Origin of the sequence: Algoriphagus halophilus (assembly GCF_041729275.1) — a bacterium.
GTDB lineage: Bacteria > Bacteroidota > Bacteroidia > Cytophagales > Cyclobacteriaceae > Algoriphagus > Algoriphagus halophilus_A.
In genome coordinates this window covers 4,654,161-4,673,454 of sequence record NZ_CP146486.1, presented here as the reverse complement: position 1 = coordinate 4,673,454, position 19,294 = coordinate 4,654,161, and the positions used below count along the sequence as shown (strand labels likewise).

Annotated in this window: 16 protein-coding genes and 2 pseudogenes; 13 read left to right on the top strand and 5 right to left on the bottom strand. The window is 39.7% G+C overall.

The window, feature by feature from the left end:
* Positions 1-19 precede the first annotated feature (19 nt).
* The 4 genes and pseudogenes from V8V91_RS25045 to V8V91_RS25030 all read right to left on the bottom strand — a co-directional run bounded on the left by V8V91_RS25045 (position 20) and on the right by V8V91_RS25030 (position 4,447).
* A complete protein-coding gene (locus tag V8V91_RS25045; protein WP_074223499.1) occupies positions 20-1,339 on the bottom strand; it encodes an AarF/ABC1/UbiB kinase family protein in 1,320 nt (439 codons plus the stop codon).
* Between the two features lie 3 nt (positions 1,340-1,342).
* Positions 1,343-1,651, bottom strand: coding sequence for a TetR family transcriptional regulator C-terminal domain-containing protein (locus V8V91_RS25040; protein WP_373400814.1), 309 nt, complete (start codon positions 1,649-1,651; stop codon positions 1,343-1,345).
* Positions 1,652-2,118: 467 nt separating this feature from the next.
* Positions 2,119-2,657, bottom strand: a pseudogene (hslV, locus tag V8V91_RS25035) (ATP-dependent protease subunit HslV).
* Between the two features lie 155 nt (positions 2,658-2,812).
* The gene (locus V8V91_RS25030; RefSeq protein ID WP_373397772.1) at positions 2,813-4,447 is read right to left on the bottom strand and encodes a pyruvate dehydrogenase complex dihydrolipoamide acetyltransferase; all 1,635 of its coding nucleotides are present in this window, start codon (positions 4,445-4,447) and stop codon (positions 2,813-2,815) included.
* Positions 4,448-4,567: 120 nt separating this feature from the next.
* Here V8V91_RS25030 and V8V91_RS25025 point away from each other — a divergent pair, with 120 nt between their 5' ends.
* The 13 genes and pseudogenes from V8V91_RS25025 to V8V91_RS24965 all read left to right on the top strand — a co-directional run bounded on the left by V8V91_RS25025 (position 4,568) and on the right by V8V91_RS24965 (position 17,371).
* The gene (locus V8V91_RS25025) at positions 4,568-5,527 is read left to right on the top strand and encodes a YheT family hydrolase (RefSeq protein WP_373397771.1); all 960 of its coding nucleotides are present in this window, start codon (positions 4,568-4,570) and stop codon (positions 5,525-5,527) included.
* Between the two features lie 31 nt (positions 5,528-5,558).
* Positions 5,559-6,255: pseudogene (locus V8V91_RS25020) on the top strand (SOS response-associated peptidase).
* A gap of 90 nt (positions 6,256-6,345) precedes the next feature.
* Positions 6,346-7,344 (top strand): 3-oxoacyl-ACP synthase III family protein, encoded by a 999-nt coding sequence (locus V8V91_RS25015; RefSeq protein ID WP_373397770.1) that lies wholly within the window; start codon positions 6,346-6,348, stop codon positions 7,342-7,344.
* A gap of 36 nt (positions 7,345-7,380) precedes the next feature.
* Positions 7,381-7,905, top strand: a complete 525-nt coding sequence (locus tag V8V91_RS25010) for a hypothetical protein (protein ID WP_373397769.1) — start codon at positions 7,381-7,383, stop codon at positions 7,903-7,905.
* Between the two features lie 125 nt (positions 7,906-8,030).
* Positions 8,031-8,282, top strand: a complete 252-nt coding sequence (locus V8V91_RS25005) for a hypothetical protein (protein WP_373397768.1) — start codon at positions 8,031-8,033, stop codon at positions 8,280-8,282.
* Positions 8,282-9,604 (top strand): toxin-antitoxin system YwqK family antitoxin, encoded by a 1,323-nt coding sequence (locus V8V91_RS25000; protein WP_373397767.1) that lies wholly within the window; start codon positions 8,282-8,284, stop codon positions 9,602-9,604. Before V8V91_RS25005 ends, V8V91_RS25000 begins: the two co-directional genes overlap by 1 nt.
* Before the next feature lie 428 nt (positions 9,605-10,032).
* A complete protein-coding gene (locus V8V91_RS24995) occupies positions 10,033-11,280 on the top strand; it encodes an ROK family protein (protein WP_373397766.1) in 1,248 nt (415 codons plus the stop codon).
* Between the two features lie 19 nt (positions 11,281-11,299).
* The gene (locus V8V91_RS24990) at positions 11,300-11,572 is read left to right on the top strand and encodes a hypothetical protein (protein ID WP_373397765.1); all 273 of its coding nucleotides are present in this window, start codon (positions 11,300-11,302) and stop codon (positions 11,570-11,572) included.
* Positions 11,569-14,586, top strand: a complete 3,018-nt coding sequence (locus tag V8V91_RS24985) for a VCBS repeat-containing protein (protein ID WP_373397764.1) — start codon at positions 11,569-11,571, stop codon at positions 14,584-14,586. The genes V8V91_RS24990 and V8V91_RS24985 overlap by 4 nt, the downstream gene beginning before the upstream one ends.
* Positions 14,587-14,614: 28 nt before the next feature.
* Positions 14,615-15,043 carry a hypothetical protein gene (locus tag V8V91_RS24980; protein WP_373397763.1) on the top strand — a complete coding sequence of 143 codons (429 nt, stop codon included), beginning with the start codon at positions 14,615-14,617 and terminating at the stop codon, positions 15,041-15,043.
* A 23-nt stretch (positions 15,044-15,066) separates the two neighbouring features.
* Positions 15,067-15,402 carry a hypothetical protein gene (locus tag V8V91_RS24975; protein WP_373397762.1) on the top strand — a complete coding sequence of 112 codons (336 nt, stop codon included), beginning with the start codon at positions 15,067-15,069 and terminating at the stop codon, positions 15,400-15,402.
* Positions 15,393-15,911, top strand: coding sequence for a vanadium-dependent haloperoxidase (locus V8V91_RS24970; RefSeq protein ID WP_373397761.1), 519 nt, complete (start codon positions 15,393-15,395; stop codon positions 15,909-15,911). Before V8V91_RS24975 ends, V8V91_RS24970 begins: the two co-directional genes overlap by 10 nt.
* 17 nt (positions 15,912-15,928) lie before the next feature.
* A complete protein-coding gene (locus tag V8V91_RS24965) occupies positions 15,929-17,371 on the top strand; it encodes a sulfatase (RefSeq protein ID WP_373397760.1) in 1,443 nt (480 codons plus the stop codon).
* Between the two features lie 55 nt (positions 17,372-17,426).
* On the opposite strand, the gene V8V91_RS24960 is transcribed toward V8V91_RS24965, so the two are convergent.
* A complete protein-coding gene (locus V8V91_RS24960) occupies positions 17,427-19,289 on the bottom strand; it encodes an FAD-dependent oxidoreductase (RefSeq protein ID WP_373397759.1) in 1,863 nt (620 codons plus the stop codon).
* Positions 19,290-19,294: the final 5 nt, after the last annotated feature.

Genomic DNA, 19,294 nt, shown 5'->3' with positions numbered 1-19,294 from the left:
GCAAATTGCTTCCCTTTTTTTATTTCAGCCAATCTGGCTTGGTCGTATCAATCTCTGCCTGCAATTGGTTCAACAGGTTATACAATCCAAAATAGGTGCGGTTGATATAGAGTCCATGTCTGGATCCTCTTGCCTGACGGGATTTCTTAAACATCTTATCATTGGAAATTCTATCTCCTAACTGAAAGATTTGTTCAAAGAATCCATCATCTGAAAAGTCAAAGCGATCCACATGAAATGGCTTCCCTAATAAAGAAATCATTTCCCTAAAGACTCCTTTGAAATACGCTTGTTCCTCTTTGGTATCCTTCTCAGATATAAATTCGAGATCAAAAAAGATTTGATCCAACTCCTGTGGTTTTATCAACAAATCCTTTTTAATCAATGCAAAATATCCTGAATAAAAATCTTCAGGTATCACTTTGACACATCCAAAATCAATGATTCCCAATTGATCCGAATCCTGAACAATGAAGTTGCCAGGGTGTGGGTCTGCATGTACTTGTTTGAGGTTATGTACTTGGTGGTGATAAAAATCCCACAAGGCTTGGCCGATTTTATTCCTGGCCTCCTGAGAAGGGTTTGTCTCCAACCACTCCTTCAAATGTTTCCCTTCAATCCAGTCCATGGTGATAATTCGGTCGGAACTATACTCATCGTAGTAATTAGGGAATTTGAGATTTGGAATATGAGCACATGCTGAAGAAATTTCTCGCGATCGCTGTACTTCCAAATGATAATCCGTTTCCTCCAAGAGCTTCTCCTCCACTTCTTCCATGTAATGATCCAGCTCTCGCTCATTCATGTTTAATAATCGAAGCGCAAATGGCCGAACCAGTTTCAAGTCTGATCCTACCGAATCTGCAATGCCTGGGTATTGGATTTTAACAGCCAAGGTTTGGCCATCTTTTGTCGCTTGATGAACCTGTCCAATAGAAGCTGCATTGACAGCTGATCTGGTAAATGTATCATACATCTGGTCAGGAGATTTCCCGAAATACTTCTGGAAAGTTTTTACCACCAAAGGATAAGAAAGTGGGGGAGCCGAATACTGAGCCATCGTAAATTTGTCTTGATATGCTCTTGGCAATAAATTCTTATCCATAGACATCATTTGAGCCACTTTCAAGGCTGAACCCTTCAATTGACTCAATGAATTATAAATATCCGAGGCATTATTCTGATGAAGCTCTTCTTTATCCAAACCAGGTCTCACTACCTTTTTTGCATAATGCTTCACATAATTCCCTCCTACTTTTGCGCCTGTAGAGATGAATTTTGCCGCTCTCTGAACTTTGGAAACTGGAATAGACTCCTGTTCGTTTAAATTTCCTGTCATGACTTATTTGGATTGATACATGAATTTTGCGAAATCAAGAAACGAGTCAAGAGCACTTTTACCCATTAAGTCAAAAGCTAAATTGACGGACTTTTCAATGGCTGCATCTGTTTTCTCAAACCTTGGTGACTGATCTTTCAACCAATACTGAAAAACGAACCAAAGTTGAATCCACATGGCCTCATCATATTTCTCGGAAATAAATGGGCGATTTGCAATTTCCTCCGTCTCTTTTCCCTCCAAAATGATCTCGTTGGCAAAATCTTTAAACTTCTCTTTGAATTCAGAGGCTTCTTTTGGTAATGAGGTAATTTGGGAAGAATTACTTCCATAAAGGCTAAGCAGGTAGGATCGGTTTTTTTCAAAACTTCAATCCAAGTAAATAGAAATCCCAAGAATTTTTCTCTCGCAGAGTATTCTTTAAACACCTCCTGAGCTTCAATTTGGGATAATGTCTCTTCAAACATCTCTACCCAAATAGCCGATTTAATGGCTTCAAATGAGGTGAAGTAGGTATAAAACTCCTCCTCTTTCATTTTTAAGTCCTTAGAAAATTTGAATACTGATTTCGGGGTTCCCCCATGTTCCAGGACATATTCCTTAAATACATCGGGGATAATTTTTTTAAAATCTTTTTTGTATTCTTTTTTGCTGCGGTCGTTGTCATAAGTTGTAGCTAATTATCTTATAGATAACCGACAAACAAGCCAACAGGTTTAAAATTAGGCACAAAAAAACCGGAGAATTCACTCCGGCCTCATTTTATAATTTTCAAGTGATCAAATTACTTTTTCAATCACCAAATTATGATTGGTATAAATACATACATCAGCAGCAATATTTAAGCTTTCTCTCACCATTTCTTCAGCTGACATGTGAGGGGCAAATTGTTTCATTGCTCTAGCGGCAGATTGGGCGTACATACTTCCCGAGCCTATGGTAGCGATTTCCATATCTGGCTCAATCACATCACCTGTTCCAGAGATAATCAAAATATCTTCTTTATCTGCCACAATCATCATTGCTTCCAACTTACTCAGCATCCGGTCCGTTCTCCACTCTTTAGCAAGTTCCACTGCTGCCCTTTTCATATTATTGCCAAAAGCACCCAATTTTTCTTCGAATTTTTCCAACAAGGTGAAAGCATCAGCAGTTGATCGGCAAAGCCAGTCACAATTTTGCCTCCTTGAAGTACTCTCAGTTTTTTTACTGTGCTTTTTGCAACGGTATTTCCTAGTGTAGCTTGGCCATCTGCACCGATCACTACTTCTCCATTATGGCGAATTGCTACGACTGTGGTTGATTTAATTCTTTCCATGATTCTCTATTCATTAACAAAGCGATGATTCAAAATGCTTCACTTGGAAAAATCACTTTCAAAGCAAATAGCATTTTTAAGGTTGCTTTCTGACAATAACCATACAAAAAGCAAAAAGTCCTGAAAACAGGACTTTTTGACAGGTATTTAGATTTTTATACTAAGATTCTTACAGGATCCTCAAGAAGATTCTTTAAGGTGATCAAGAATGCTGAACCAACTGAACCGTCCACAACTCTATGGTCACAAGACAAGGTCACTTTCATGACATTTCCAATTTGCATTTGACCATCTTTCACAACAACAGTTTCCTTAATTCCTCCAACTGCCAAAATACATGCGTCTGGTGGATTAATAATCGCAGTGAATTCTTCTATACCAAACATACCTAAGTTAGAAATAGTGAAGGTGTTTCCTTCCCAGTCCTTAGGTTGCAATTCTTTGTTTTTCGCTTTTCCTCCCAAAGATTTTGCTTGAGCAGAAATCTGAGATAACGATAAGTTGTCAGCAAATCTGATCACAGGAACTAATAATCCCTCTTCTACCGCCACTGCCATACCGATATGGATATGCTCGTTATATCTGATTTTATCGCCTAACCAACTTGAATTTACTTTTGGATGTTGACGTAAAGCTGCTGCAGTAGCTTTGATTACCATGTCATTGAATGAAATCTTGGTAGATGCAATTTCATTCATGCTCTTTCTAGCTTCTATCGCCTTATCCATGTTGATTTCCATGGTCAGATAGAAATGAGGAGCACCAAATTTACTTTCGGCAAGTCTCTTAGCAATTACTTTACGCATTTGAGAAACTTTTTCCTCTTTATAGCTTTCCTGTCCAATTGCAGGAGCCCCTGCACTTGCTGGTGCTGCTTGAGGAGCTGCAGCAGGAACGAAGTTTTCTACGTCTTTTTTGACAACTCTTCCTCCTTCACCAGATCCGCTCACTTGACGAATATCCAATCCTTTTTCTTCAGCAATCTTTTTAGCCAACGGAGAAGCTTTCACTCTTTCTCCATTTGCAGTAGTGGCTGCAGGTGCAGTAGAAGCAGGTGCAGATTTTGTTTCTGCGACTGGCTCTGCTTTTGGTGCAGGTGCGGATTCTTCTTTTGGTGCAGGCGCTGGTTCTGATGAACTTTGCTGTTGAGCTTTTAAAAGAGTTTCGAAGTCGGCACCTTTTTCTCCAATCACAGCGATTACTCCATCTACAGGCACGCTATCTCCAGCTTCTACCCCGATGTAAAGCAACGTTCCATCGTCATAGCTTTCCAGCTCCATGGTTGCTTTGTCTGTTTCCACTTCAGCGATGATCTCACCAGACTTAATTTCATCACCCACCTTTTTCAACCAAGAGGCAATCGTACCTTCTTGCATAGTGTCGGACATTTTAGGCATAGTGATAACCGTCGCATTAATATTGGAAGTATCAATGCTTTCGCTAGGAGCCTCAGCTTTTGCTGGTTCTGGAGCTTTTTCTTCAGATTTAGGAGCTTCCTCTTTTTTATCGGATGAACTATCAGCACCTTTCAAAAGGTGTTCATAATCTTCTCCTTTTTCACCTATCACAGCTATAACGCCATTGACAGGTACAGAATCTTTCTCTTTTACTCCTATATATAAAAGCACACCTTCGTCGTAGGATTCAAGCTCCATTGTTGCTTTATCAGTTTCAACCTCCGCCAGAATATCTCCTGGTTTAACAGTATCCCCTACTTTTTTCAACCATGCAGCGATCACACCTTCTTCCATGGTGTCGCTCATTTTAGGCATTCTAATAATTTCGGCCATGAGTTATTGCGCTCTATTCGTTTTTAAAGTGTCCAAAAATAGTTTTTATAATGTCTTTATTCAAATTTAAAACTAGTATTTTCCCCCTGCATTTCAGCCTTTATTTACCAATCCCCTGATATGCCTTTAATTACAGACAGCATTTACCAAAGACCAAGATGGCTTTTTAATCGCCATTTGGAAACTATTTATCCTGCCTTATTCAGGAAAGTGGAGCTAGAAAAGCCTATTCGTGAGAGAATTACTACCATAGATGGAGACTTTCTCGATTTAGATTGGTACAAACAAGGCAGCTCCCAATTGATAATCGTAAACCATGGCCTGGAAGGAAATAGTTCCCGTGCCTACATTCTGGGAATGTGTAAAATTTTTCTAAAAAATGGTTTTGACGTGCTTGCTTGGAATTATCGAGGCTGCGGTGAAGAACTCAATCAACAACCTATTTTCTACCATTCGGGTGCTACCTATGATTTAAATACAGTCATCAAGCATGTTGAAAATGACTATGATGAAATCTCTTTGGTTGGTTTTTCTTTGGGAGGAAATCTAATTTTAAAATATTTAGGTGAACAGGAATTTATCTCTGATAAAATACGAAAAGGAGTAGCTATTTCAGTTCCATTGCACTTAAGCAGTGCGAGTAAAAAAATCTCTTCCGTGGAAAACACCTTATATTCTAAGCGGTTTCTGAAAACCTTAAAAGAAAAGGTTATTCTGAAATCAAAGACCCATCCAAGTGAAATCCCTGTCCAAATGTTGAAAAACATAAAAACTTTGGCAGATTTTGATGATTATTTAACAGGACCACTTCATGGATTTGCCGATGCCGAAGAATATTATTTAATCAACTCCTCCCTCTATTTTTTAGAGCACATAAAAGTGCCCACACTCGTTCTAAACGCATTAAATGATCCTTTTCTTAGTGATTTATGCTACCCTTCCCAACTTGCTAAAAATCTGGACACTGTATACTTTGAATTCCCAAAACAAGGGGGCCATGTGGGTTTCACAGTAGCAAATTCTGAAAAACCTTATTATTCTGAGTCTCGGGCTGTTGAATTTATAACCAAGGATATCTAACTTCCAGCTTATTAATCAAGTTATATTCTATATGTGTGGACGTTATTCATTAAGCAAAAGTAAAATTGAATTGGAAGAGAGGTTCCAGGCTGAGATGCTTTCTGATTTTCATCCCAGATATAACATCGCCCCTACCCAGTTGGTACCAGTCATCACCTCGGCCAGCCCAAATGGTTTTTCTTATTTTTATTGGGGAATTACACCAGAATTTGGTAAAAACAAACCAGTCGCATTGAAATTGATCAATGCCAAATCCGAAACTGTAGATCAAAAAGTTTCCTTTAAAAGTTTTTTCCAAAAAAGACGATGTATAATTCCTGCCGACGGTTTTTATGAATGGAAAAAACTTGGAAAAAAAACAAAAATCCCTTACCGCTTTACCATGAGAGAAGGAGAATTGTTCTCCATGGCAGGCATTTGGGAAGAGTACGAATCTGTAAATGGAGAAACCCAACATACCTTCTTGATCTTGACTACCACCCCTAATGAGGTTGTTTCCGATGTGCATGATAGAATGCCTGTCATTTTGAATAAAGAAGGTGAAAAAAATGGTTGGATAGTTACTCTAAAGTGGATGAACTTAAAAGCCTTTTGAGCCAATATCTTCCGATTTCCTCTTGAGCTACACCGTCTCACCTTTGGTGAATTCTGTTCAGAATGACACCCCTGCCGTCATGCGAAAAACATCTCCGATGGACCAACATGGGAATTACACCTTGTTTGGCTAATTCTAAACTTTTTATTGTTCATCTGAGTATTTTGTAAGAGAGCGATCATATCCTCATATTTGAACTCATTTTTAATAAACCCAAGGAGAGATGAAGAAATCCAAAATTTTAGGAGTGGGACATTCCTTGCCTGAAAGGATTGTGACCAATACGGAATTATCAGGTATGATGGATACCAATAATGATTGGATTGTAGAACGGACGGGAATTGAACAAAGAAGATGGTTTACACCTGGAGTAGATACCGTTACCAGTTTATCCAAAGACGCTTCAATCATGGCATTGAAAAGAGCTGGATTAGAAGCAAAAGACATGGATTTCATCGTTTTTGCGACAGTTACACCCGATTATTATGTGCCTGGGAATGGGGTCCTGTTACAACGTGAACTGGGAATCCCGGGTATTGGAGCTTTAGACATCAGAAATGCCTGCTCAGGATTTATATATGCCTTGTCGGTAGCAGACCAATTTATCAAAACTGGCATGTACCGAAACATATTGGTAGTGGGAGCAGAAATTCAATCTTCAGGATTGGATAAAAGCAATGAAGGCAGGTCAAGCGCTGTGATTTTTGCTGATGGAGCTGGTGCTGTGGTTTTGAGTGCAACAGATCAAGATGATTCAGGCATTCTCTCCACACATTTACATGCGGACGGTAATTTTGCAGAGGAACTTTATTGCAAAGACCCAGGAAGTTCCAGAGAAGATCGTTATTCCAAAGAATTATTTGATTCCGGTAGTTTCTTTTTAAAGATGAATGGAAATGTGGTTTTCAAACACGCCATCGTCCGGTTCATTGAAGTGATCAATGAAGCCTTAGAAGCAAACGGTAAAACCAAAGAAGAAATAGATTTACTGGTCCCTCATCAAGCCAACTTGCGTATTAGCCAATACATCCAGCAAAAATTGGACTTCCCCGATGAAAAAGTGTTCAACAATATCATGTATTATGGAAATACCACTGGGGCAACCATTCCAATTGCCTTGAGTGAAGCTTGGGAACAAGGTAGAATAAAAGAGGGTGACTTGGTTTGTTTGGCAGCATTTGGTTCAGGTTTCACATGGGCATCTGCATTATTGACATGGTGACATGAATAAAACTGACCAACATCCTGACCTGGAGCTTTGGAAAGACCAACAGGTATTAAAAAGCTTCATCGACTTAAACTTCAATTTTGGGATATATTCTCCCAAGTGGCCGAGACAATTGCTGAAGGGGACTTGAGGGCAATTTGCCTGAAACATAAATCAAAAAAACTTTCCAGAGGAAATGACTTGTTGGGGATGCCTTATCATGTATTGGACATCATCCGAATTTCCGACCCTGAAACAGGTCTAAATATTCGAGTTTTAAACTGGTTTGGCCATGGGTTATTTTTGATAATTCTTGCCGGAGAGAAAAATTACCAAAAGATTTCATCGTTTCTTTACGAGAATAATTTTTATTTTGGAATTACAGAAAGTCCCTGGGATTACCCAGGATTAATTCTTGAAAACCAAAAAATAAAGTCCCAGTATCCTGAAATGATTGAGGCCGGAACTTTAAATGTCTGGATTAAAGAAATTGAAGTGGAAGGGAATAACCATGAAATCACCACAAAAATCGCGAAAGAAATAGATTTGATTGTCAATTACCTTTCTACGATTTAGTTAACAAAACAAACCTGAAATTTGAGATTGACGTAAACTTATCACAATCGATAAATCGATGATTTTATTTTCTTATTTTGAGTGATAACCTACAATTCACAATTTCCTGAAAGAATAGTATATATATGAAATTTATCCTGATTCTAGGTGCAACCTTATTTTCATTCTCTCTTTTTGCCCAACAATCTTCCATAGTGAAGCTTTACAGCCCTGATTCTACAATTATGGCAACAGGGGTGATAGAAGGCTCTAGCAAAGAAGGGCTGTGGAAATATTACAACCCTAAAACGAACCAAATACTTTCTGAAGGAAATTTTCAAAATGGACAAAAAGAGGGAACATGGACTTCCTATAATGCCAGAGGACTGAAAAAGTAGTGGCAGAATATAAGGATGGAAAGTTATTTGGCCCCGCCAAAGTTTATGATTTAGATGGAGCGTTGGTGACAGAAATGATTTTTCAAGACAGTGTTTTGGTTGGCCAATTCACTGAATATTATGGGAAGACAGGTAATCCCGATTATATTCCTTTCAAACAGGTCAAAAGAGAAGGCTCCTATGAAAACGGAATGAAAACGGGTCAGTGGGTTACTTACCATGAATTCGGTGAAACAGCCATAGTAGAATATTTCAAAGAAAACAAAAGAGAAGGCCCTTACCTAGAATATGATCCAGAAGGAATATTAATTATAGAAGCTACTTATAAAAATGGGCAGCTAGACGGAGAATTTAAACGCTACTTCTATCCAAATAGACCCATAGAAGAAGGCAAGTATTCCAACGGGGTAAAAGTTGGTACTTGGAAACGATATTACCCTGAAAACAATAGACTTGAAGCTGAAGAGACCTATGATCAATATGGGAAAAAGACAGGTGATTGGACCTATTATTATGAAAATGGCCGGATGGCTAGATGGGAAAAATATAAAAATGGGATTGCAGAGGGAACTTGGGAAGAATATTTCCCAAACAAAAGCCTTTCAAAAAGACAAACCTTTGAGTTAGGGATTCCTGTAGGAGAATATGTGGAATACCATAGTACCGGCGAACCTTCCGTTCTTGGAAATTATGCCTCAGGAATGAAGACAGGTCTCTGGAAAAGCTATTTTCCTGATGGGGAACTTTATTCCATAGGCGAATATAGAAATGATCAACAAAGTGGAGTATGGAAATACTTCAATAAAATCGGAATCTTGATAGCAGAAGGCAGCTTCAACTTGGGGCTGGAAGAAGGGCAATGGTTTTACTATTATGATGGAGGCCAGTTAAAGTCTGTAGGGACTTATAAACTAGGTAAAGAGGATGGGATTTGGGGTTTGTTCTATGATAATAAAAAACTTACCCAAGAGGAATTTTGGGAGTCCGGGAAATTGCTAAACATTGGAGAATATTATTCTTACGATGGCACAGAAACCTATGATAAAGGCACATTAAAGGACGGAAATGGCACTAGGATTACTTACTACGTAACAGGTAAAAAAGAATCTGAGGGAAGTTATAAGCAAGGAAAAGCTGAAGGAATTTGGACTTTTTACCATGAAAATGGTAGAAAAGCATCCGAAGGGACCATGAAAGATGGGAAGAAAGAGGGTACTTGGAGATATTACAATCCGTCTGGAAGATTGGAGGATTTGATTAATTATAAAGAAGATGAGGTAGTGGTTGAAAAAGAGGAAAATCAAGTAATCAGATTCAATTAACAAAAGGGTCAATAGACCAATTTCACCCAAGAAACATTTTAGATAATTCAAAATGTTTTTTACATGTAATATTTTGATGTTTAGATATTTATGTTTAAATTAATGAACTTTTAAAACTTGTCCGCTAGACATTTTTTTGACTACTAAGTTTATTTTAAGGGTGATTGAGCTACGGACTGACTTATTAAAAATTTTTTAGCCCGGTTTACCGGGCTTTTTTTAACTCTATACCCCTTCTTTTTTACCGGTATGAGAGTGGGAAAAATTGAGGAAGTGGAAATCTTTCATTCAATTCTTTTGCTGAAATCAACTTCTTCAAGGAATTAATTTCAATTCCCATAAAAAAGACAAACATGTTTCTATATTTTTTTAAATAAGTGCTTTTTTGAAATCAAAAAAATACCTTAATTAGAGATCAATTCAGACTTATGCATCTAATAAACCCGCAAGAAGTTATTGATAAGATGGACGGTGTCGTCGAAATCAAGAGCTATCTTAATAAGATTAAAATCATTAAAAACTTATACCTGAAAGGTGCAAACACTGCAAGTGAAATTTGTGCCGAAGTAGGGATCTCTCTTCCAACTGTCAATGCCTTGTTATCTGATTTGATGACTTCTGGGGAAGTAATCAAACACGGTAGAGCTGAATCCCAAGGAGGAAGAAAGCCTGATTTATACCGATTGGCTGAAGATGCCTTCTATGTATTGTCAGTAGATTTATCCAAGTTCCAAGCGAATTTTGCGCTTTATTCATGTAATCAAACGTTAGCCTATCCTAAAGAAAGCCATAAGATCACATTGGATAATGAAAAAGAGACTTTTGATCATCTATGTGATTTGATTGATTCTTACTTGAAAAGGACAGAAATCAAGCCTGAAAAAGTGATTGCCATTGGGATCTCTATGCCTGGTTTAGTGGACTCTGTAGGAGGCGTCAACTACACGTATCTAAGATTTGGGAAAAAGTCTCTCATTGAAAATCTTGAGGAACGGTTTTCCAAGAAAATATACATGGAGAATGATGCCCGGGCAATGACCTTGGCAGAGTTCAAATTTGGTTCAGATCATTCTCACAAAAATGTCCTAGGGATATTCGTGGGTTGGGGAATTGGCTTAGGAATAATTATTGATGGTAAATTGTATCAGGGTGCTTCTGGATTTGCCGGTGAATTTTCGCATTCTCCAATATTTGAATCACGCGATGTTACCTGCATTTGTGGGAAGAAAGGTTGTTTGGAAGCGGTTGCTTCAGGAACAGCAATCGTCAGAATGGCTGAAGATGCTATTAAACTAGACAAAGACAGTATTTTGGCTAGAATGGTGAGAGACCACAAAGGGGAACTCGAACCAGCTTTAGTAGTAGAAGCTGCTCTTGCAGGCGATCAAAGAGCGATCACCATTCTTTCAGAGGCAGGCCTTGATTTGGGTAGAGGTATTTCTATATTAATTCAGTTATTAAACCCTGAGTTAATCATCATTGGAGGTTCCGTGGCAGAGGCCAATCAATATTTGATTACGCCAATCCAACAAGCACTAAACATTTACAGTATGGCAAAATCCCGAGAAAAGTCCCAATTAGCACTCTATCAGTTAGGTGAAGATGTTGGACTTTTGGGAGGGGTTGCAGTTGTAAACGAAAAACTGTTTGAAGATGTCATCAATCGATTGAGTTAAAACTCTTCAAATTAACTACATGAATTTCCTATTTAAATCCAAGACAAGCATCATTGTTCTGGGGATTTTAGTCTATATCACTCAGGGAAATACGCTACTGGCACAAAGTGCTAACACTCCCCTTTTTGAAAAAATCTCAACTAAAAAAGCGGGAGTTACTTTTAAAAACCAATTAAAAGAAGACCAAAAAAACAATATCCTTCGCTATGAATACTTCTACAATGGAGGGGGTGTAGCTGTAGGTGACTTGGATAATGATGGTTTAGAAGACCTCTTTTTACAGGAAACATGAGTCCCAATAAAGTCTTCAAGAACTTGGGAAATTGGAAATTTGAGGACAAAACCAAGGCTGCGGGAGTTGCCGGTAAAGAGGTTTGGACCACTGGGGTCAGTATGGCAGATGTCAATGCGGATGGTCTGTTGGATATCTATGTTTGCTATTCGGGAAAAGGAAGTCCCGAATTCAGAAAAAACGAGCTTTGGATCAATCAGGGGGACTTTACTTTTAGTGAAGAAGCGGAAAAATATGGACTTGCTGACCCATCCAATAGTACTCAAGCTGTTTTCTTTGATTTTGATCGGGATGGTGATTTGGACATGTTTCTTCTCAATCACCACATAGAAGTAATCAACGAATTGGAGTTTAGTGAAGTCAAAAACATTCGGCACCCCTATGCCGGTGACAAACTCTATAGAAACGACCAGGGCAAGTTTGTTGATATCAGTGAACAGGCAGGTATCAAAGGTTCTGCATTAGGATTTGGCCTGGGTGTAGTGGTTTCTGATATTAACCAAGATGGATGGCCTGACCTATTAGTCACCAATGACTACATAGAGCCTGATTACCTATACATGAATCAGAAAGACGGGACATTTTCGGACCAAATGAAGGAGTATTTTCAGCACATATCCCATTTTTCTATGGGGGCTGATATCTCAGACATCAACAACGATGGGAATTTGGATATCTATACCTTGGATATGCTGCCAGAGGATAATGAACGGCAAAAACTATTGTATGGACCTGAAAATTATGAGCAATACGCATTGATGATCCAAGAGGGATTTTATCATCAAAATATGCGAAACATGCTTCAATTGAACCAAGGAGACGGAAACTTTGCTGAAATCGGTCAATTGGCAAATATTTCAAATAGTGATTGGAGTTGGTCCGCTTTGTTTTTTGATGCCACGAACAGTGGCAATAAAGACCTATTTATCAGCAATGGGTACTTTCGGGATTACACCAACCGAGACTTCTTGAAATACAAAGGAGATTATTATTTCCAACAGGCCATAGCCAAAGAAAAAGCTGATACGCTACACTTGGTCACTTCTATGACTTCCACCCCTGTGCATAATTATATTTTCGAGAACCAGGGAAACCTGGATTTCAAAGACCGGTCGGACGATTGGGGAATGGATGAAAAAGGGTTTTCTTCGGGAGCGGTATATGCGGATTTAGATAATGATGGAGATTTAGATTTGGTGGTAAGTAACTTAAATGATTTTGCCAGTTTATATGAAAATAAAAATGGCAAGTCGAACTGGATTCAACTATCACTTTCCTCGCAGGATCAAAATACCTTCGGCATCGGAGCAAAGGTTGAAATTAGTTCGAATACCCTAACCCAGACTTTTGAAGTCCAACCCGTTCGTGGGTTTCAATCTTCTGTAAGTCCCCGAATTCATGCAGGTATTGGAAATGATCAACAGATAGATAACATTGAGATCAGCTGGCCTGATGGTACCATTCAAACCATTCAGAATATTCAACCTAACCAGTTTATTAAAATAAACAAAGAAAGTACTTCCTCCACCAAAAGTGTAGAAACAACAGCTCCCCTCCTTTCTAAGATTTCAAATACCCCTCCTTACACCCCCACTCCTCCCAATTTTAATGACTTCAAACGTCAACCTTTAATGCTTACGATGGCAAGTTATATCCATCCCATCTTGGCAAGTGGGGACTTAAATAAGGATGGAAATCCTGAGGTTTTTGTGGGAGGAGAAAAAGGGAACCCAGGAAAAATATATTCCCTTTCTGAAGGGAAATGGACTGAATACGCTGGCTTCAGAAGCTCGACAGAATTTACAGATGCCGGGGCGATTTTTGAGGACTTTAACGGAGATGGAAATCAGGATTTATTCTTGGGAAGTGGAGGATACCATGATTACATAGGTTCTGATGATGCTTTAAACGATCGCTTATACCTCAATGATGGGACAGGTAAACTTGTTCGCCAATCCAGCTATCCTACCTATAAATTCAGTACTGGAACCGCTCAATCCATAGATATCAATGGAGATGGAGCAGCAGACCTTTTTGTCGGTGCTAAACTAATTCCCGGGAGGTATCCGATTATCCCTGCTAGTAAAGTCCTAATCAATGATGGGAAAGGGAATTTCACAGATCAAACATCTTCCTATTTGCCTGAGGAAGGGAAAATAGGAATGATCACGGGATCAGAAAAACTAGATCTGAATGCGGATGGAAAAATGGATTTGGTTCTCGTAGGTGAATTTCTACCTATTACTATTTTGATCAATACCGATTCCGGTTTTCAAAATCAAACATCTTCCTATTTCAACAATGAGCTTTCGGGTTGGTGGGGAAGTCTCAGCAAAGCAGATATGGATGGAGATGGGGATCTTGATTTGATCGCCGGAAACTTTGGTTTAAACTCTCAATTTGAAGCTAACGAAAACAAATCGTTGAGATTATATGCTTCAGATTTTGACCAAAATGGTTCCATAGATCCGATTTTAGAATGTTTTGTAGGAGATAGAATGTATCCATTTCCAAGTAGGGATGAATTATTGGATCAAATGGTCGGTATGAGAAGTCGGTTTACTGATTATGCATCCTACTCAAAAGCAACGATGCAGGATTTATTTTCTTCCAAAGAATTGGAGAGTGCACAAATACTTGAGGCCAATACCTTAGAGTCGGTTTATTTAGAAAATACTGGATCAGGTTTTATTGTTAAACCATTACCTAGAATTGCTCAATCTTTCCCCATTTATGCCATTCTGCCTATAGATGTCAATAAAGATGGGAATCAGGACCTCATTTTAGGAGGAAACCAATCTTTCACAAGGATACGAATTGGAGTGATCGACGCTGGCTTAGGTCTCGTCATGTTAGGAGATGGAAATGGAAACTTCCGTCCCTTATCTCCTGCTGAATCCGGTGTTTCCATCAAAGGTGACATCAAATCAATCTTGCATATCCAAACTGATTTAGGTACTCAAATCTTGGTAGGCGTCAACCAACAGCCTCTGCAAAGCTTTCAATTAAAATGAGATTACCAACAACACATATCTTTTTCAATTGCTTGGTTTCCTTTTGGTACTTGGAAATACTTTCGCAAGTTCAAAGGAAACGGATTGGCCTAAAACATTCGCAGAGGAGTATTTTCATATCACAGAAGTCATGGTGACAGATGTGGCAAGTCCTCCAGTGGCTGCAAGAATTTATGCTTATACAAGTTTGGCAGCCTATTTAGTAAGTAAAAGCCAAGGGGCTCAATTTCAACATCAGAGTTTATTAGAACACACCTATCTATCAGGGCACACTTGGAATATCAGCAACCATAAAATTCATTCTCCAGAATTTGCTGCCATACTGGCTTTCATGAAAGTTGGAAAAGCCATCATGCCATCTGGCTACTTGCTGGAAGGAAAACAACAGGATTGGATAGCTAAAGCGTTGAAGGCAAAGATCGTGAGCAAAAAAACCTTCAATCCCATATTGACTTAGCGACAGAAGTAGCGGATAAAGTAATGGAAGTAGCCAAGAAAGATGGGTATCTTCAACTCTCTACCCTAACTCGCTATACCCCTAAAAAAGGTGAAGGTTACTGGTATCCCACCCCACCGGCCTATATCGCAGCAATAGAACCAGAATGGAAAACCATCCGACCCTTTTTCATCCAGGATTTGGAAAAATTCAAACCGGCACCCATGGCTCCATTTGACATGTCAGAAGGAAGCTCTTTTCATAAGCAATTGATGGAGGTGTACAACACCACGAATGAGCTGGATGAGGAAAAATTCTCATCGCCAATTTTTGGGATTGTAATCCATTTAAGGTTGAATTTTCAGGCCATATGGCCATAGGTGTTAAAAAAATCTCACCCGGAGGTCATTGGATGGGGATTACAGGGATAGCAGCCCAAAAGGCTGAGTTGTCTTTTGTGGAAACCGCCTACATCCATGCATTGGTGGGAATGACTTTACATGATGCATTTATCTCCTGCTGGAAAGCCAAATATGACACCGATCGAATTTGCCCTGAAACGGTGATTAATCAAAAAATGGATCAACGTTGGAGACCCATCCTTCAAACTCCGCCATTTCCTGAATATACCTCTGGACATTCAGTAATCAGTCGAGCCTCTGCAGTAGTATTAACAGGCTATTTCGGAGATAACTTTGAATTTATAGACAGTTCAGAGACTTATTTTGGCTTGCCAGAAAGGCCATTTAAATCTTTTCTCCTAGCTTCTGAAGAAGCTGCAATTTCCAGATTATATGGAGGAATTCATTTTAGGGATGCCATAGAAGAAGGAGTGAAACAGGGAGAAAAAATTGGCGATATGATCTGGTCCAACCTTCAACAAAAATAATAGAATATTAGTACAACATGAGATTTAAAAACTCCATATACCTCTCTTTATTTACAGCTTTGGTCGGGTTTACTTCCTGCCAAAACAGAACATTAGAAACGGAAACACCGGAGACTCCAGACAAACCTAATATCGTATTGATTTTTGCAGACGATATGGGATATGGGGATTTGGGCGTATATGGAGCTACCCAGTGGAAAACCCCTCACCTTGATCAACTAGCTGCTGATGGTGTCCGATTCAATCAGTTTTATGTTCCCCACGCTGTTTGTTCTGCCTCCAGAGCAGCACTTATGACTGGCACCTACGCCAATCGATTAGAAATTTTCGGTGCTTTAGACCATACTGCAAAACATGGGTTGAACCCAGAGGAAACTACCATAGCAGAAATGCTAAAAGCCAACGGATATACAACGGGCATGGTGGGGAAATGGCATCTAGGACATCAGGCTCCCTTTTTACCAACCGAGCAAGGATTTGATTCTTATTATGGCTTACCCTATTCTAACGATATGTGGCCACATCATCCAGAAGTAAAGGATTATTACCCTCCGCTTCCTTTGTTTCAAAACGCAACAGTAATTGACACTTTGGACGATCAAAGTATGCTGACCACCAACTATACCGAGAAGGCTTTGGAATTTATTGAACAGAGTAAAGACCAGCCATTTTTCCTTTACCTCGCTCATAGCATGACACATGTGCCACTCTTCGTTTCAGATAAATTTAAAGGCAAGTCAGAACAAGGTTTATATGGAGATGTGATGATGGAGGTGGATTGGTCTGTGGGCCAGGTTAGAAAAAAATTGGAGGAATTAGGCCTGGCCGACAATACCATGATCATTTTCACTTCGGATAATGGCCCTTGGCTTTCCTATGGAGGTCATGCAGGCTTAACCGCAGGACTTCGTGAAGGAAAAGGAACTTCTTGGGATGGAGGCATCCGGGAACCAGGAATATTTGTATGGCCAAATCACTTTCCTGCCGGGAAAGTGGAAAACCAAGCCGCGATGACCATTGATATTCTTCCCACGCTGGCGGAAATTACCGGCTCAAAACTGCCTGATTTACCGATTGATGGAAGAAGTATTCTTCCAATGTTGGAGGGTCAAGAAATGGAACCAAAACCCTATTATGCCTATTACAACAGAAACGAACTACAGGCCGTGATCTATGGGAAATGGAAAATGGTTATGCCACATTCCTACCGCAGTATACCAGAAGGTACAGTCATGAGAAATGACGGGATTCCTGTAAAATACCACATGCTGAACCTGGAAAAAGCAGCACTTTTTGACCTGTCTTCCGATCCAAATGAAACAACAGATGTGGCTGCAGCAAACCCGGAAATAGTCGCTCAAATGAATCAATTTGCTGAACAAGCACGGGCGGATATGGGAGATGCCTTGACAGAATCAGGAGGAAGCAATTTGAGAAAACATGGTAGGATAGAAGAATAAATTTTAAAGCTGAAAATCAATTGCTAGTTCATTGATTTTCAGCTTTTCTTTCCTATTAATATTTCAAGACTCCTTCCCAATCCACCTCTTTAGAAAAAGGATTCAGCAACTCATCCAGAAGCACCGATACTTCTTTTCGATTGAGTTTCTTCTCAGAGGTGAAATTCCCTTCCAACCCTCTTCTTTTCCAAGCTTGTGCCAGTTCCAATAAGGGAGTATTGGGCTTCACAAGTTCCAGTATTTCCCGAAGTCTTTCTCCTGATAAATAATCCCCTGAAGCCCCCCAGTAATCCTTCAATTCCGGATATAAAGGCCTCATTCCATCTACCAATTCGTATTCAGTGACCAAACGCTCTGGGTAAAACCAAGTTTGGTTAGCCCAGAGATAAGGGACTCCCTCTCCTTTAAAAATTCCAGTAGCTCCGATTTTCTGCATGGCTACATAATGATCTTCCCTTGGGTTCATATCCAAAAAAGGCATGATGTAGGCATTTTGGGATAGCAACAAAGTCTGCACTTCCCTGATGGAAACCTCCCCCAGGGGTTTATTTTCTTTGATTGCTACAGCAGCCAACACTCCTGCAGCTTGTCCGATTCCTAACACCACCGGCTGAAGCCTAGTTGCTCCATTGACGATATTTGAAACAGAAATACTCTTCTCAGCAAGGATTAGAGAAGGGTGATTTTTCGGTATTAAAGCCCCTAAAGGAATCGTATAAGAAGGAACACGAATTTTGATGAAATCAATCGCGGGAGCATCTAAGTTCTTTTTGTGATGATGGTCAATGGTATAATCTCCTACTCCAATTCCCGTTCTGTATAATGGATTAGGTGCCTCATAGGGTGTTCTCACATAGGGTAAGGTGAAATCAACCAACCCCTCAAATCTCCTGGATTCCCGATGATAAGGGATCATAGGCAAATGATCCTTGGTCGGATATTCATCTTCTGCCATACCAAGATGTCTGTACCCTAATTCATGCTGTATGTAATAGATAAATCTTAAACTTGCTTGCTTGGCTTCTTCCATTGCAGCCCATCTTTCTTCCTCATTCATCTCCACCATATTTACATAATAATCATTCCCGCAATTGGGCCAATTGATCATGTATTTCCCATTAGGAAGTTTTCCATAGCTCATCATTTTATCACAATCCAAGGTAGGAGCTAGATCAGAGATGGGATCAGCATGGGCACAGGCACATGCAAACTCCTCTGGATCATAATTCTCGGGTTCTGGTATGGTCCGGTCCGCTCCCATTCCATAATCCTGTAAGGTCACTACATAGGTCAGATCCTGAATGATATCGTTACTTTTTTCAGGGGCAAAGCTTTCTCCAATTTCATCTCTTGCATCCATGCCCAAGCGATAAGGTATGCCTTGAGAGGCAGCCACATCCCCTAATTCTGTGGCATCGATAAGGATGGGAGCTGTACTATATAATATCTCCCCTTCTTTCACATAAGCAAGGTTCCAAACCCCTTGTTCATAAACTGCCTTTTGCCAATCACTCTCCAGTGAAATGGTTAAAGAAGGTACCGAGGCGGCCATACCTTGTAAAATTTCATTTCCTACTTTGGGCTCGAAAAGGGTATTACTCACCCAACCGGTAGCCAAATTCTTTTCCCCTCCATAATGCACCTCTAACCCAGCTTTAAATTCCCCCCAGATTCCTGAAGGCAACCGGTGGTTCCCATCAATTGCTGACACGCCTGCCGATGTCAACATGCCTCCCAACCAAGGGGTGGGTTCTATGATCAATGTGTTAATCCCCAATCGACCAGCTGCAATTCCAGCAGCCGTACCACTTGCCCCGCCTCCTACGATAATCAGATCATAAGAAGTTTGAGCAGTTGACTTTTGGTAGCAGCCAAAAAACAAGCATAACATCAAAAAAGGAAAAGTATAAAATTTCATAGGTG

Coding starts and splice junctions, on each gene's coding strand:
- V8V91_RS25005 (WP_373397768.1), top strand. CDS start 8,031: ATGAAATTTATCCTGATTCTAGGTGCAACCTTATTTTCATTCTCTCTT.
- V8V91_RS24995 (WP_373397766.1), top strand. CDS start 10,033: ATGCATCTAATAAACCCGCAAGAAGTTATTGATAAGATGGACGGTGTC.
- V8V91_RS25045 (WP_074223499.1), bottom strand. CDS start 1,339: ATGACAGGAAATTTAAACGAACAGGAGTCTATTCCAGTTTCCAAAGTT.
- V8V91_RS24960 (WP_373397759.1), bottom strand. CDS start 19,289: ATGAAATTTTATACTTTTCCTTTTTTGATGTTATGCTTGTTTTTTGGC.
- V8V91_RS25025 (WP_373397771.1), top strand. CDS start 4,568: ATGCCTTTAATTACAGACAGCATTTACCAAAGACCAAGATGGCTTTTT.
- V8V91_RS24970 (WP_373397761.1), top strand. CDS start 15,393: ATGGCCATAGGTGTTAAAAAAATCTCACCCGGAGGTCATTGGATGGGG.
- V8V91_RS25030 (WP_373397772.1), bottom strand. CDS start 4,447: ATGGCCGAAATTATTAGAATGCCTAAAATGAGCGACACCATGGAAGAA.
- V8V91_RS24965 (WP_373397760.1), top strand. CDS start 15,929: ATGAGATTTAAAAACTCCATATACCTCTCTTTATTTACAGCTTTGGTC.
- V8V91_RS24975 (WP_373397762.1), top strand. CDS start 15,067: ATGGAAGTAGCCAAGAAAGATGGGTATCTTCAACTCTCTACCCTAACT.
- V8V91_RS25015 (WP_373397770.1), top strand. CDS start 6,346: ATGAAGAAATCCAAAATTTTAGGAGTGGGACATTCCTTGCCTGAAAGG.
- V8V91_RS24990 (WP_373397765.1), top strand. CDS start 11,300: ATGAATTTCCTATTTAAATCCAAGACAAGCATCATTGTTCTGGGGATT.
- V8V91_RS24985 (WP_373397764.1), top strand. CDS start 11,569: ATGAGTCCCAATAAAGTCTTCAAGAACTTGGGAAATTGGAAATTTGAG.